Here is a 14,317-nt window from a genome sequence, read left to right as displayed (position 1 = left end):
ACCATTACTCGCTTTCCGTATAATCCCCGCCGATTACATCCTTTGATATCTGTGCAAGCTTTCCGCTTTCCTTTAATTGTTTTACCGCTCCATCCACTGCCTCCTGCAACCCGGTATTGTCTTTTGCATATACGAAGTATGTGGAAGAAGACTGGACCGATTCTCCCGTCACCTTTAAGACGTCCCTGCCGCCTCCATAGTTTTGATTCAGCTTTTCCGTATCCCGCTTTGTCAGGATGGTGGCATCCCAGACACCGTTTACAAGGCCTGTAACAGTCTCTTCATCGGTCGAATTATCCACATAATCAATCTTTATGGGATTATCCGGATGGTCTTTATTATAATTCTCCAGGATATACACAGAATTTGACCCGGTGGAGCTTTTTACCTTCCGGCCCTTTAAATCATCAAGGGACTTAATGTCCGTCCGGTCACCGGTTACGGCAAGGTAGGTCACATAGGTGGTATATGGTTCTTTTCCAAATAAATATTTTTCATCTCTTTCCTTGTTCCATTCGTATTGATGAGCTGCAAGATCAATCTTGCCCGCATCAAGGGAAATCAGCACATTGGCAAAATCTGAGGTCTGATATTCAAATTCATACTGGGGAAGCAGCTCATCTACCGCCTTTAAAACCTCGTACTCATATCCGGCAAGGTCTCCTTTCTCATCCAGATAGCAATACGGCGCATAGGCATTACCGGTTCCTACCACCACTTTCGTGACCCCGGTGTCTGCGGCCGCTGTTTTCTTGCCGCATCCTGTCAGCATTGCGGCTCCCAATGCTGTAAGAACTGCTTTTATAACGATTTTTTTTATCCATTGATTCATCATTCCCTGCCTTCCTTTCCTATTAATGTTTCATTCGCCATTCCCCGAAGTGACTGATGATGATCCATCCGGTGAAAATACCATGTGATTTTCTCCATTGCGTCTTCAATTTTCCCTTCCACATCAAAGGCGCCGACCGCCTTTTTCTCAAGCTGTTTCTGAATATGGAAACCGATCTTTTTGCAGATGACACAACGGCAGTCTGTTATGGAATCTACCCTGGGCTGGTTTTCGTGAGAGCCTTCGCATCCCCTTCCTTTGCACCCGTCCTGACAGAAGGAAAGCCCCCCAGCTTCCTTCTGTGCTTCTCTTATTTCCAAAAGGGCATACTCCCCTTCTTCTCCCACTTCATAGATGAAAAATTCATGGGCCGCCCCAAAATTCATATCAATATTCTCTCCGTCAGAAGATGCAACCGCAATTTTATATGGCATAATACTCCCTCCATGAAACCCGCCTGTTAATTGAATCTTGTTCTGGCAACGGAATAGATGTCTTCGATCAGCTTTAAGCCTCCGTCATATCCTGCATAATAGCTGTTCATGACCAGTCTTTCATTGACCGGCCAGGATACATTAAGGAAATGGGCATCGGTCTGCTTTGCGATCTCTTTCTCCCAATGTCCTCCAAGAATCAGGGGATATCCATGATAGTCATGGGCTTTGATCTCGTTGTGGATCTTGTAGCCATCGGTCTCAAAGCTCATCTCTGCTTCTATGCCAAAATTCAGTTCCTTAAAATAGGAACAGACCTTTTCCCTGAATTCTCTTGGGGTGTCATCCGTCACGAACTGCTTGGCGGGAAATAAACCCAGATCATTGACCAGGAACTTCGTAATACCAAGGGCATATTGGGCGTCGGCTACCACCGTAAACTGCTTTGACATGACTCTGGTCTCCAGGAATAAATCCGCATAGCGTTCGATGTAGTAGTAATAATAAGCTTCTTTTTCAGCAATCAGGCTTTCAATCTTCTCCTCTGGCACTCTTGCAAACCTGCCCACTTCCCGAAGGAATTTACTGGTTTCAAAGGCCCCTATGGGGAGAGTGGGATAGTGGAGGTAAGGGATTCCAAGCTTCTTCTCCATGTTCTTCATATTATTAAGCCCGACCCAAGGCGACACCAGTAAGTTAAATTCGGCTTGCGGTATCCTCTTTATGTTGCTTAATCCCCTTTGATAGCCAAATATCGTATTCGGCGTAAGACCAAGTTCCTTAACCAGTTTTTCAAGCTCTCTTAAGTTTCCCAGCCAGAACTCATCCTGATAAGGCACATCCGCCCATATATTCACCAGATTTTTTACCCGGATATCTGACCGTTCCAAAAGCTGGTCAATGATCGCATCCACCACCTGCTCGTGGCCCTTGTAGTTGTTGCCCTTAAAGCCTGCGGTGGAGGCATAGATTACCGGCTTTTTGGCATCCTGAAACCCTTCCACTACTTCTTCGGTGTTGTCACCCACGATCTCCGGGATACAGCCGGTCAATACCACATATAAATCGGCATCAATGACATCCAGGGAATGCTTGATGGTTGACTCAAGTTTTTTAACACCTCCGAATACAACATCCCTTTCGTTGATGCTGGTACAGGGATAGATGTTGGGTGAAAAATAGCCGGAGCTTCCCGAGGAATTAGAGAGCTTCTGGGCACAACCCGGACCGGAATGAAGGACAGGAATCGCCCGTTCGATTGCCTGAACGGTCTGCATGGCACTCATCGCGCATTTATACCTCTGTTTATCTAAGATCTTCGCCATCAGCCAATCCCCTCCTCTAAGAAGCTTCCCACATCCTGCTTATACCACCAGTCCGTGTAAGGCAGCTTCACTCTTTTTGCCAGATTCTGTTCAAAGCTCCGGTTCCGTATGGTATCTAAAACCGTATGAGCGAACTCCAGGGTATGCTTATATCCGAATATCATGTATTCGTCCGCCACATAGACCGCCGGCGTTCCCTGTTTAATGGCCCATACCGTGGAGCCGGGATGGCGGGAAAGGTATAAATCAGGACGGTACTTATTTAAGATGTTCATTACCTCAAAGTTCTGCTGGTCCGCCACACTGGCTTCAAAATTGATCTCATTGTCAAGAAGATAACTCATGGCAGGAGGAACATCCCCGTTTTCGTATTTCTTGTCATAATGCCATGCCAGCGCCCAAACCACTTCAATTCCCAGCTCGTTTAACACTCTCGTCACCTCAAAGGTATAGCCCGGCCCCATTCCAAGAACCGCTTTTAATCCCTTTAATTCTTTCTTTACCGCTTCTATCTGGGAAATATAGATTTTTCTCTGTTCTTCTATGTAATGTTCCACTTCAAGCTGCTTGCCGGCAACTCTTCCGATTTCCCTAAGCCAGGTCTCAAATCCGACGATCCCTAAGGGATTGATGGTCCGAATATAGGGAACGCCGTACAGCTCTTCTAAGCCATTGCCCAGATAATTTCCAAGAACTCCGCAGATGCATGTCGTAGCAACGGACTCTGATAAATGTTCCAGTTCTTCCACCGTTGCGTTGGCATATAAAAATATGGGCTCTAAATCAAAATTCTTAAACATTTCAATGATTTCATTTCTGGCGCTTTCGAAAAAGTTTTTAAAGTTAACGGTGTTTCTTTTCTGCTCTGGCGGCTTTACGATTCCGCTTAATACCGCATGATCGGATATATCAAACCCAGTCGCCCAAATCCGTGATTTAAAGCCCTCACAGTGAACGGCTATGACAGGCACCGGAATCTGGTCCTTCACATCATCCACCACGCTGTCAATATCCTCTCCGATGATCCCCGTGGCACAGGAGCTGCTGACAAAAATTGCCTTTGGCTGGTAACGCCGGTTGACCTCCACAATGATATCCGCCAGCGCTTCTGTGGAACCGAAAATGGTATCATTCTCATTCATATCTGTACCAATATAGACGGATTTGTTTACGACCCCTCTTTTAGCAGCCACCTGATTGGTAATGATGTACTGAGAACTTGCCGTGGCCGAGCACCCGGAAGGGCCGTGGTGGATGACCGCTACATCCCGGATCCCTCCAAGCTGGCCGAGGGCACAGCCGGATAGACAGGTACTTGACTGTGAAAAACAGCGTCCGCAGCCCTTTAAGCTGCCGCATTTGCTCTGGCTGGCAAGATCATGTAAGTCTCCTACATATCCGGTTATGGAGCCTAGCCGGGTCTCCCTGGTTGCCAGATTTGAATTTGATAAATTAATTGCCATATTTAACCTCCAAACTTTGACTATGCTTCGCACATTTGTGCTTAGATCTTATAATCGTCATTGATGTTCATAAGTCCGAATTCAAAAAGAATCTCTTCCAGCCGTTCCTGGTCCATGGGAGTGGGAATGGTGAAATCCTGATTGTCGATGATTGCCTGGGCAAGATTCCGGTATTCATTTGCCTGGCTGGAATCGGGTTTGTATTCAATGACTGTTTTGCGGTTGATCTCCGCATGCTGCACAATGTTATCCCTTGGAACAAAGTAGAGAAGCTTGGTTCCAAGCTCTTTTGAAAAGGCGCGGAGTAAATCCAGTTCCCGGTCTACGTTCCGGCTGTTGCAGATGATTCCTCCAAGCCTCACCCCTCCTGTCTTTGCATAGCGCTTGACGCCCTTTGCAATGTTATTTGCCGCGTACAGGGCCATCATCTCCCCGCTTGCCACAATGTAGATTTCTTTGGCCTTTCCTTCCCGGATGGGCATGGCAAATCCTCCGCAGACCACATCGCCCAATACGTCGTAAAACACATAATCTAAATCATCGGTATATGCACCCAGGTTTTCGAGAAGTCCTATGGAAGTGATTATGCCTCTTCCCGCACAGCCTACCCCCGGCTCCGGGCCACCTGATTCCACACACCTGGTTCCTTTATAGCCTTCCTTCAGGATGCGGTCCAGCTCTACACCATCCCCCTCTTCCCGCAACGTATCAAGAACCGTTTTCTGTGCCAGGCCGCCAAGGAGCAGCCTGGTGGAATCTGCCTTTGGATCACACCCAACTACCATGACCTTTTTCCCCAGCTCCACTAACCCTGCCGTTAGGTTTTGGGTTGTAGTGGATTTTCCGATTCCTCCCTTCCCATAAATGGCTATCTGTCTGATTTGTCCCATTGATAAAATCCTCTCTTTCTGATTCGCATAATTAATTGTCGTATAAGTCTTCAATCAAAGTCAGGCTTTCTCTATAGCCCGCATAAGCTTTTCTGTACCTCAATATAAGCTAGAAGTTTCCGGATGGAATCCTCAATATATCCCGGCAGTTCAAAGGCCTCTATGTTGTTTTGATCCAGTACAGCCCTTGCACCGGCTCCAATCCGGCTGACCAGAATATAATCACAATCCTTCAGCATGGCTGCCACAGCTTTTAACTGTGATTTATCATGCTCCTGTCCCCTGCATACGGGAACTGTTTTCCGGCTTTCCTCATAGGTGAATGTCATACCCCCGCTGTCAGCCTCCACGATGTAAAAGACCTCGGCTCTTCCGAAATGCTGGTTGATCACTTTTCCATCGGTTGATGCCACTGCAATCTTATATTTCACGTTGTTTCACCTCCCCCTTTCTTCATCCGTGGGAAAAGGTATCGCTTCCTGCGATCCTTCTCTGGTATATCATATCTCCAAAATCCTTTCCCCCAAGCATGCCCACTGCATCGGCGCGGCAGTGCTGGCAATGGCGGAAAACATCAATATGCTTTCCTGCCATAGTTCTGGCCTCGTCGATCTCCTGGCAAACGGGGGCCGTTTCATGGGAAAGTTCCGATTGAGGGATCAGAGGGATAATGTTGTAGATGCATGCTCCCGCCTCTTTTACAGCCTTTGCAATATCCTCAATGTGCGCTCCGTTTATGTTTGGCACCAGGACGGTGTTCACCTTTACCGTGATCCCTGCATCCGCTATCTTTTTGATGCCCTTTAACTGGTTTTCTATCAGGATCTCAGCTGCCTGGACTCCCTCATAAATACGCCCATGATACAGGATCCACCGGTTCAGCTTTGCCTCGATTTCAGGATCCACCGCATTTACCGTAACGGTCACGGATTCCACTCCAATTTCAATGATCTCATCCGCCCGTTCATAGAGAAGTAGGCCGTTGGTACTCATACATTTGATCAGTTCCGGATGGTGTTCCTTTACCAGACGGAAGGTTTCCAGTGCATAATCCGTAGCCAGGGTATCACCCGGCCCTGCAATGCCTGCCACTATAATCTCCGGGCAAAGGGTAAGAGCCTTGTCAAGAACCTCCAGCGCCTGTGAAGGAGTGAGCACCTTAGAGGTCACTCCCGGCCTCTCCTCCTCGTCGTTGATCCTTCTGTCGCAGAACTTACAGGAAATATTGCAGCCGGGGCTTACCGGAAGGTGGATCCGGCCCACGTTGTTTTTATTTCCTCCAAAGCATGGGTGTGACTTTTGCAGGTTTTGATATGTATTTGCCATATTAATCTCTCTTTCTTAAATCAGGATACAAAAAAAGACAACCTTCTCCTGATACGCATTCCTGCTTATCAGAACCTCCGGTTGTCCAGTCAGTCCTTTAATCTTATTTTTTCTATTTTTTCGATCTGTACGATCTTTCCATCCTGAATCGTGATAGTGATGGAACCAAACTTTACGTGGCTGGCCATTTCATGGATCAGCCTGACGTATTCTTTTTCTTGATCAGAAGCATTTGAATAGGATATCGGAATCACCTTCTCTCACTTATGGATCGCCGCCGGGCCTTCCTCTAAGCCCTGGCCCGGATTCTTTTTTCTCAGGTGGTTCTTTTTATATGTATTTGACGCATCTTTCGTATCTTCTGCATCTTCCTGCCCGTATGGATTGATTAAGTGGTGTTACTGATGAAATTTATCATCTATTTCCGCTTATAAAAAAAACAGGTACAATTATAGTACCTGCTAAAATCCTGCCGCTGCGGATCCAGGTATTCTAATACATACAAAAATAAGCTGTATTCATATACATACACACAGTTTTACAACAACAGCAATCCATTTTTTCAAAGCTTGAGAGATGATTAACTCTGGCAGAAACCATTGTGTTTTTCATATGAATTACATCCTTTCTTGTATATCCTATTATTCTTGTAGGTTTAATATGTATTGATTATAGTATCATCTTTTGGTGATGTCAACAATTTTTTTATATTTCCATGATATTTTTTTAGCAGCTTGTCCTCTTCATTTACCCAATTGATCAATGGCTCATCGAAAATGGAAAAGCCATAAGAAGCCGAAAAATTCATTTCGCCGGCTTCTTATGGCCTGATTTTTGCCTTTAGGGCTTTTATAAAACGGAGGCGCGCATTAAAGCCTCATCAATACATCCCGCAATATTCTCTCTTCCCATATCATCTACAAATCCCGCCCGTTCCATCATTGACATAGGCTGCTCGTTTACATGGGATAATACCAGTGTGATGTTCTTTCTTTTTAATCCATTGTAAAGCTTTTTTAGGCTTTTTAAGGCAGTTGTATCCATGGCCGGAACGCTCCGCATACGAAGGATCAGTACTCTCTTTCCATCTTCCAAGACCACCTTGGATATCTTATCTGCAGCTCCAAAGAACATTGGACCATTGATTTCAAATACGGCTACATGCCCCGGAACCGGCTTTAAATCAATGTGGTCCCCATCAGTATCCTCTTCATCATCAAGATACCTCCAGCCATTTACCTCTGCCACATCTGCCATCCGCTTCATGAACAGCAAAGAAGCAATAACCAGGCCTACGCCAATGGCCATTACCAGATCAAATACCACAGTAAGGGCAAACGTTACCACTAGCACCGACCAATCGCTTTTCGGAGAGGTCTTTACGATTGAAACAAACTCTCTCCACTCGCTCATATTGTAAGCAACTATAAACAGAATCGCTGCAATGGTAGGCATAGGAATAAGTGCTGCATAAGGCATGAGAAAAACAAGAATCAACAGCAGAAGAACCGCATGAACCATTCCGGCCACAGGAGTCCTTCCCCCATTTTTTACGTTGGCGGCTGTCCGGGCAATGGCGCCAGTCGCAGGGATTCCTCCAAACAAGGCGGAAAAGGTATTTCCAACGCCCTGGGCGATCAGTTCCATGTTGGAATTGTGCCTGCTGCCTATCATGCCGTCAGCCACAACGCAGGACAGCAATGATTCAATGGCGGCTAACACTGCAATGGTCACTGCATCAGGCATGACCTTTCCCATCATGGCGAAAGACAGCTTCGGAATATGCAGTGCCGGAAGGCTTGGGGAAATGGTATATAAGTCCCCGATGGTATGAACAGGAAGATCCAGTACCTTTACCAAAGCAGCTGTAAGAATAACTGCAATCAAAGATGGGGGCACCTTTTTAAAATATCTGGGCCAGATGATCAGTACGGCAAGGGCGATCATTCCAATCACCAATGCCATGGGATTAAAGGTTCCGATGGTACGCACTACCTGCTCCAGCTTTTCCATGGTTTCCACCGGTGCCTTTTCAAAGGTAAGACCGAGGAAATCCTTTATCTGGCCGATAAATATAGTCACTGCAATACCGGCTGTAAATCCGGTTGTAATGGTATACGGAATAAAGCGAATTAAACTTCCCAGCCTTAAAAATCCCATGATAACCAGGAGAATTCCGGCCATGACGGTTGCCGCAGCCAGGCCGTCAAGCCCGTTTTTTAAGACAATTCCGGCTACAATGGAAGCAAATGCTGCCGTAGGCCCTGCGATCTGCACCTTGCTGCCGCCTAAAAAGGAGATTACAAAACCTGCCACAATGGCGGTATAAAGCCCTTGCTCTGGCGTCACACCGGAAGCCAGGGCAAGGGCGATGGACAGGGGCAGAGCAATGATCGCCACGATGATTCCTGAAACGACATCTTTTACAAACTGCTCCCTTGTGTAATGCTTCATTGATAAAAAAAACTGTGGGATAAAATCCTTCATCTTTCCTGTTCCTCTGTATATTATAAATTTTTCATAAACTTTTTCTAATATAACTGTGAAAAGAGAAGAATGCAAGGAATTTTCCCATGTTTTTGAAATAATACAAACATTCCTATCTCAGGCTGTCCGCAGCCAGCAGCTCCAGGCCCCTTTCATCAAGGAGTTCCACGCTTCCCCTGGTGATCTTTACCAGGTGGTCTGCCTGGAACAGCCGTAAGAGCCGGGTAACCACTTCTCTTGCAGTTCCCAGGTGATGGGCAATCTGCTCATGGGTGATGGAAAGTTCCTTAGAACCGTTAAGTCTGCCCTCTTCTAAAAGAAAAGCAGCCAGGCGGCCATCCATTTTCTTGTTTAAGACCTGATCCATCAGCCACATGACATCGGAAAAACGGGAAGCCATCAGCTCATTGGTAAAATTGGAGACAACAGCCGATTGTTCCATCAGCGTCTTGTAAACCTCCGGCGGGATCACAGAGACCACAGAATCCTGCTCCGCTTCCACCGTCACATCGAATTGAATGTTTTTAACCATACAGGGACCGGAGAAAAGGCAGATATCACGCTCAAGCAGGCGGTAAAGCGTCAGCTCCCGTCCCTCATCCGATAACATGAAAACCCTTAGCTGACCTTCGGTCACAAGCAAAAGCCCGCTGCAGCCATCTACCCCGCCATGGACCAGCATACCCTTTTCAAACCTGGCTTCCCTGGCTTTTTCTTTTAAAAGCATTCTCTGTTTCTCTGTCAGCTTATTCCAGAAAGGAAGGTATTCTCCCAACACCATATCATCAAACCTCCATGTGTCTAAGAACGTTGTAACACAATTTCATCGTTGCAGTCAAAAAGCTTAAAACATTCTTTGTATCCCAGTCTTCCGGACTTTAGTTCTTCCGCCATCAAAAGAAGATTCATGGAATTGACTGCGGCTCCATAAATCCCGGAACGCATCCGGATATTATCAAGCCTTTCCTTAAATCCGCCGGTAAAGGCACCGGAAATAAAAGCAAAGTGATAGTGAATCACATCGTTGTCAAAGATTTCCCACCACTTGTTTGGATTAAGCTTTTCATTCCGTTCCTTATTTTCCTCTATATAACGGTACATCTCGTCAGCCTGCTTAATCGGAAGGGAATACCCTTTGCCATAAGCCTTATTATCAATAATCAGCCCATTTTCTCCATAATATACGCACACATCCGGCTTCCTGGTATCGCCAAGCCTGGCTCCCTTAAAATTAAGTTCTCCAGTCAGAAGCTGGGCTGTCTGTATCTCATAATCCCTGTCAGAAGTTCCGTCAAATCCTAAGTCTAAAAGAATAAGATATCGGTGATCCACATGGAGCAAATGGGTTCTTAAATAATCCTTTAACAGGGACACCTCTGATTTTACCGGTACCGGCCCATGGCTTTCAGAAGGCAGTTCAAGACCGGTTATCTCATCCATGATCCGATAGGTATTTCCTGTCTTTTTTACATGAAGCCCAATATTTTCAAAACTTCGAAGGTCATCGAGAATCGTCTCCTCCTCTTCTTCCATGCCCTTGCCTTTTAAATACTCCTTTACCTGCAAAGGGGATCGGTAGACTCCTTCCAGGCATTTAATGATATGGGTCCGACGGTTGCGTAAATACTCCCGGTCAGCTACCTTAGTAGCCAGCATATCCCACATCACCCGCTTGGGAATCCTGGCAAACTTTGAAACCCCTGTAACATGCTTTAATATGGTTCTTCCCTTTAATGTCAGTTGGTAAGACTGGGGAATGGTTCCGGTGCAGGTTAAGCCCCCAATGGAAACTGTTACCTCTTTTGGCACCTTGTTGATCCAGCCCATCTGCAAAAGCCAGCTGCAAATCGTCCGAACGTATTTATCGCTGGTTCCTTCCGTATCCTGAAGAAGCTTTGTTCTCTCTTCCCTAGTTTCTGCCTCTGCCAGTCCCTGAAGGATCATGTACTGGGGAATGGAGGTGAAACCTGCCTCCCCGATGAAGCCAAGCCTTGCACCTATCTCAAACTTTGTCAGATGCCCTTCTTCTCCCAGCAGAGACAACACCCTGCAAACAGGCGGATAAGAAAGCAAAGCAGTCTTTAGCGCATTCGCTTCCTCCTCGCTTTCTGCGGATGCCTCCGCATATTGGCGCCCCAGGGGGGAAAGGGAACATACATCATCGTTCCGGCTGTAATGAAGAAAACCAATGCTGACCGCCCATCTTAGAAAAGAATCTGCCGGCCAGTCGCTTTGGTATTCCTTCCGCTGCCCCGGCAGAACTGCCTGGATGATCCCGGAACATGGGGCATTGCTCCTTGTATAGCCAACAGGTGTCCCCTTTCCCTTTAAATGGGTATAAGGAATGGTAATTACCTCGCCGCTTAATTCCCGTATAAACTCATCTCTCCCGTCTTTTTCCGATATGAGTCTGGGTATTTTATCCGTGCGCAGGATCCTGTTGATCTTTGAATCCGGCACGAACGCGGATACCACATTTTTTAAGTTATCCAGGGTATAGGCCTCCTGTACCCAGCCAAATGTCCGATCTGCCACTTTCATTTCCTCTCTGTACGTTTCCTTTTTCTTAAGTATATCATAGCCTCTGGGGATTGACCACGAAATTTTCCAAGGGACACCCAAAGGGTTTGGTTTGTGATGGCCGGCTTCCTGTGATATAATGGTAGAATCTCAAGCCTTCGCAAGAATAACGGGACCGGAAAGGAACAGAACTTATGGGAAAATTACAGATGACAATACTGGCTTTTATTGCAATTTCCTGCTGCCTTCATATCAGGAGCCAGATCCAGGACAGAAATTATATAAAACATCTGTTTTTAGGAAATGATGCCGGAAAAGGCAGGATTCTCTACCTGGATTATGTCCGTCTTATTGCCGCTCTTTTTGTAATATTAGTCCATTGTCTTGATGTTTCCACAGCGAATATCACGGCCGGTACCAAAGCCTGGGTAGCGGTGCAGTCCCTTTCTTCCATTCTTCTGGTCTGCAACACGCTGTTTATTATGAACAGCGGCGCTTTGATCCTGCGGGAACAAAAAGATAGCCTGGCTGTCTTTTACTATAAAAGATTTTTACAGGTGGCTATTCCCTTTTTTTGCTACTACTGCATTTATATCCTGCTCTCCTGCCAGTATTTCAATTCTGGCTTTATAAGCGGAATTTTTAAGGCCTTAAAGGATATGGCGGCAGGCCCGATTGGGTGGGCCCCCCATTTATGGGTAATCTATGTCATTTTATCTCTCTATATCCTGGCTCCATTTTTCAGCATCCTTTTAAAGCATCTAAACGACTCCATGCTTCATGGACTGGCGGTATTAATCCTTCTCTTCCGGTGTCTGGCGGTTTATCTGCCTGCCATGGGCCTTCCTTTAAACTTTGACCTTATGATCAGCCCATGGGAAGGGGTATTTTTACTTGGCTATTACTTTTCACAACCCATTTCCATAAAATACAGGAAAGCCTGGTGGGGACTTGGCCTTTCTGCCTGCTTCTTTACCGTCCTCTGTACAGCCCTGCGTCCTGATTATAAGGCCATTTTATTGGCGGAAGGCGCTCCTGCCATGATCCTCTTAGCAGCCTCAGTCTTTCTTATGCTTCGCGCCCTGGAAAGCCGGCTTCCAAAGCCCGGGATCGTGATGAACTTCTTAATCCGGCACAGCTACTCCATCCTGCTGGTTCACTGGGCCGTGCTCTATTTTGTAAGGGAACGGCTGAATATCGGCGAGCTTACTCTCGGAATGGCGGGCAGCACCCTGCTTTCCTTTATTCTGGTTCTGGTTTTGTCAGCCGCGGCGGCATTTCTCTTTGACCAGACCGTAGTCCTTTGTGTCCAGACCCTTTTTAAACGTCTTTTTCATCCATTAAGGAGCCGGTGAGTGTTACTCTTCCGGCTCCATTGTTCTATCTGCTGCTATGGGCCTTACTGTGATTCCATTGATTTCCACATGCTCACTAATGCCGATGACAATGCATGGCCGGCCGTCAATCATCCGGTTTTCTACCAGATAAGTCTTATCAGGTGCTACCTTTATACTTACATCCGTTGTCTTGATCTCAAAGCTTCTGGTATTAACTACATTGGAAGCGATAAAGGGAGGCACAGACATTTCTTCGTTTTCGTTATAGCGCTGCTCAAACTCCTCCAGCTTTTCCTGGCTGGCCCCGTTGTTCTCCAACAGTCTTTTCATCTGATACTTGTCCAAGGTAAAAGGAGCCGGTTCATCCTTTGTTTCTTCAAGAATCTCATTTAAATTTTCGTGCAGGTTTTTAACCGTTTCAAAATCACAGTTATCTCCCAGCGTTTCCTCCACAAGGGCCTGGAACGTTTCTTTCTGGCTCTTTGCCGACATAGGCATCACACAGCCAAGAAGTTCGTCAATCAGGCGTTCCGGCATCTGCTCCGGGTTTTTGGCATAGTATAAAAGGCTGTGGATATCCGTATTCCGGTCGGTAAAGGCCGGGAATAGAAAGCCGGTATCAGGGGCCTCCACAATCCAGTCCCTGCTGCGGTTTTGGATTACGTTAGCCTCGGTATTGTAACAAAGACCTGCCTTTGACAGCTTCACCGGGCAGATGGAGCACTGGATGAATTCATAAACAAAATCAGAGGCATCATCCATTTCCAGGCCGTCGGAGGACCTTGCAGGAATATCGTAGGCACAATGGATGAGGACGATGTAAAAATTCTCGCCGTAATCGTAGCTTGCGATCACCTTATCATAAAATTCCTCGATCAGAGCATCATCCTTTAATTGACTGTCCCGGAGCTTTAGCAGAAAGTTCTGGGTTCCGCCCTCAGCTTCCGTATGTAAGGGAAACTCCATGTTGACCATGTTTTTACCGATCGTCCCTGACAGGCCGCTTCTAAAGATGGTAAAATATTTAAACGCTTCTTCTTCCGGGAGGGACAAAAACGCCTCCTTAATCTCCGTTCTTTTGTTTTTTTCCGCGTCCACATAACAGCCACAGATGCGGCTGATGGCACAGTTAGCAGGAGTAAACAGTTTCTTTATTTCATTCGCTTCTTTCTTATTCATTCTACGGCTCTCCTATCCTAAAGTAAAACTTCAGAATTAATACTAGAGCAAATTGGGGAAGATGTCAATCATTGGAATTATCAAAAAAAAAGCTCACAGACCATCAGGCCTGTGAGCTTTTCATTTTTTTATTTATCTGCTTTCCATAATCCGTGAAGATTACAGTATTCGTATGCAGCAACAACTTCATCTCCGTCGCAAAGCATGAATTCAGCGACTGGTTTCTCACCTGGATTCAATATCTTTCTCTGATTGCCCTGCTTGGTCTCTAATGCGATCCAACCGATGAAATGTTCAGGAAGCATTGGATGTTCAACGGAACCAACTGTAACTTTTACATGCTGACCGTCAATCTCAATAACTGGAACGTGCTTCTCAGTTGCAGCATCTGTTGTATTGGCTACCAATTCGTGCATATTCTCTCCACAGCATGTAATGGTACCGCCCTTTTCCTCTACAACCGCTACAATATTACCGCAACGGTTACACTTTAAAAACTTCATAGCAATAACCTCCTTCGTCTT

At 46.2% G+C, this 14,317-nt stretch carries 14 protein-coding genes; 1 reads left to right on the top strand and 13 read right to left on the bottom strand.

Going from position 1 to position 14,317, the window contains the following annotated elements; genetic code table 11:
• Positions 1-4: 4 nt before the first annotated feature.
• The 11 genes from ACHZES_RS24920 to ACHZES_RS24870 form a co-directional block, all read right to left on the bottom strand.
• Complete coding sequence (locus ACHZES_RS24920; RefSeq protein ID WP_395547427.1) at positions 5-835, bottom strand: transporter substrate-binding domain-containing protein; 831 nt, start codon at positions 833-835, stop codon at positions 5-7.
• Entirely contained in the window at positions 832-1,266 is a 435-nt protein-coding gene (locus ACHZES_RS24915; RefSeq protein ID WP_038280470.1) for a NifB/NifX family molybdenum-iron cluster-binding protein, read from the bottom strand. Before ACHZES_RS24915 ends, ACHZES_RS24920 begins: the two co-directional genes overlap by 4 nt.
• A 26-nt stretch (positions 1,267-1,292) precedes the next feature.
• Positions 1,293-2,591 carry a nitrogenase component 1 gene (locus tag ACHZES_RS24910; RefSeq protein WP_038280468.1) on the bottom strand — a complete coding sequence of 433 codons (1,299 nt, stop codon included), beginning with the start codon at positions 2,589-2,591 and terminating at the stop codon, positions 1,293-1,295.
• On the bottom strand, positions 2,591-4,054 hold the full coding sequence (locus tag ACHZES_RS24905) for a nitrogenase component 1 (RefSeq protein ID WP_395547428.1): 1,464 nt from the start codon (positions 4,052-4,054) through the stop codon (positions 2,591-2,593). The genes ACHZES_RS24910 and ACHZES_RS24905 overlap by 1 nt, the downstream gene beginning before the upstream one ends.
• A gap of 41 nt (positions 4,055-4,095) precedes the next feature.
• Positions 4,096-4,944, bottom strand: coding sequence for a nitrogenase iron protein (gene nifH, locus ACHZES_RS24900; RefSeq protein ID WP_038280463.1), 849 nt, complete (start codon positions 4,942-4,944; stop codon positions 4,096-4,098).
• 71 nt (positions 4,945-5,015) lie between these two features.
• Complete coding sequence (locus tag ACHZES_RS24895; protein WP_395547429.1) at positions 5,016-5,375, bottom strand: NifB/NifX family molybdenum-iron cluster-binding protein; 360 nt, start codon at positions 5,373-5,375, stop codon at positions 5,016-5,018.
• Between the two features lie 22 nt (positions 5,376-5,397).
• Positions 5,398-6,270 (bottom strand): radical SAM protein, encoded by an 873-nt coding sequence (locus tag ACHZES_RS24890; RefSeq protein ID WP_395547430.1) that lies wholly within the window; start codon positions 6,268-6,270, stop codon positions 5,398-5,400.
• 89 nt (positions 6,271-6,359) lie between these two features.
• Complete coding sequence (locus tag ACHZES_RS24885) at positions 6,360-6,524, bottom strand: YezD family protein (RefSeq protein WP_353655096.1); 165 nt, start codon at positions 6,522-6,524, stop codon at positions 6,360-6,362.
• A gap of 595 nt (positions 6,525-7,119) precedes the next feature.
• Complete coding sequence (locus ACHZES_RS24880; protein ID WP_395547431.1) at positions 7,120-8,757, bottom strand: SulP family inorganic anion transporter; 1,638 nt, start codon at positions 8,755-8,757, stop codon at positions 7,120-7,122.
• A gap of 112 nt (positions 8,758-8,869) precedes the next feature.
• Positions 8,870-9,538, bottom strand: coding sequence for a Crp/Fnr family transcriptional regulator (locus tag ACHZES_RS24875; protein WP_154520965.1), 669 nt, complete (start codon positions 9,536-9,538; stop codon positions 8,870-8,872).
• A 20-nt stretch (positions 9,539-9,558) separates the two neighbouring features.
• The gene (locus tag ACHZES_RS24870) at positions 9,559-11,298 is read right to left on the bottom strand and encodes a restriction endonuclease FokI C-terminal domain-containing protein (protein WP_395547432.1); all 1,740 of its coding nucleotides are present in this window, start codon (positions 11,296-11,298) and stop codon (positions 9,559-9,561) included.
• Between the two features lie 173 nt (positions 11,299-11,471).
• Here ACHZES_RS24870 and ACHZES_RS24865 point away from each other — a divergent pair, with 173 nt between their 5' ends.
• The gene (locus tag ACHZES_RS24865; RefSeq protein ID WP_395547433.1) at positions 11,472-12,632 is read left to right on the top strand and encodes an acyltransferase; all 1,161 of its coding nucleotides are present in this window, start codon (positions 11,472-11,474) and stop codon (positions 12,630-12,632) included.
• A gap of 3 nt (positions 12,633-12,635) precedes the next feature.
• Here the strand turns inward: ACHZES_RS24865 and ACHZES_RS24860 are convergent, their stop codons facing one another.
• Together ACHZES_RS24860 and ACHZES_RS24855 are read right to left on the bottom strand one after the other, a co-directional pair.
• Positions 12,636-13,793 (bottom strand): DUF4317 domain-containing protein, encoded by a 1,158-nt coding sequence (locus tag ACHZES_RS24860; protein ID WP_038280455.1) that lies wholly within the window; start codon positions 13,791-13,793, stop codon positions 12,636-12,638.
• A 128-nt stretch (positions 13,794-13,921) separates the two neighbouring features.
• Positions 13,922-14,296 (bottom strand): desulfoferrodoxin family protein, encoded by a 375-nt coding sequence (locus ACHZES_RS24855; RefSeq protein WP_038280452.1) that lies wholly within the window; start codon positions 14,294-14,296, stop codon positions 13,922-13,924.
• Positions 14,297-14,317 lie beyond the last annotated feature (21 nt).

The organism is Lacrimispora sanguinis, from assembly GCF_044987295.1.
GTDB lineage: Bacteria > Bacillota > Clostridia > Lachnospirales > Lachnospiraceae > Lacrimispora > Lacrimispora celerecrescens_B.
This window is presented reverse-complemented; position numbering and strand designations above follow the sequence as displayed.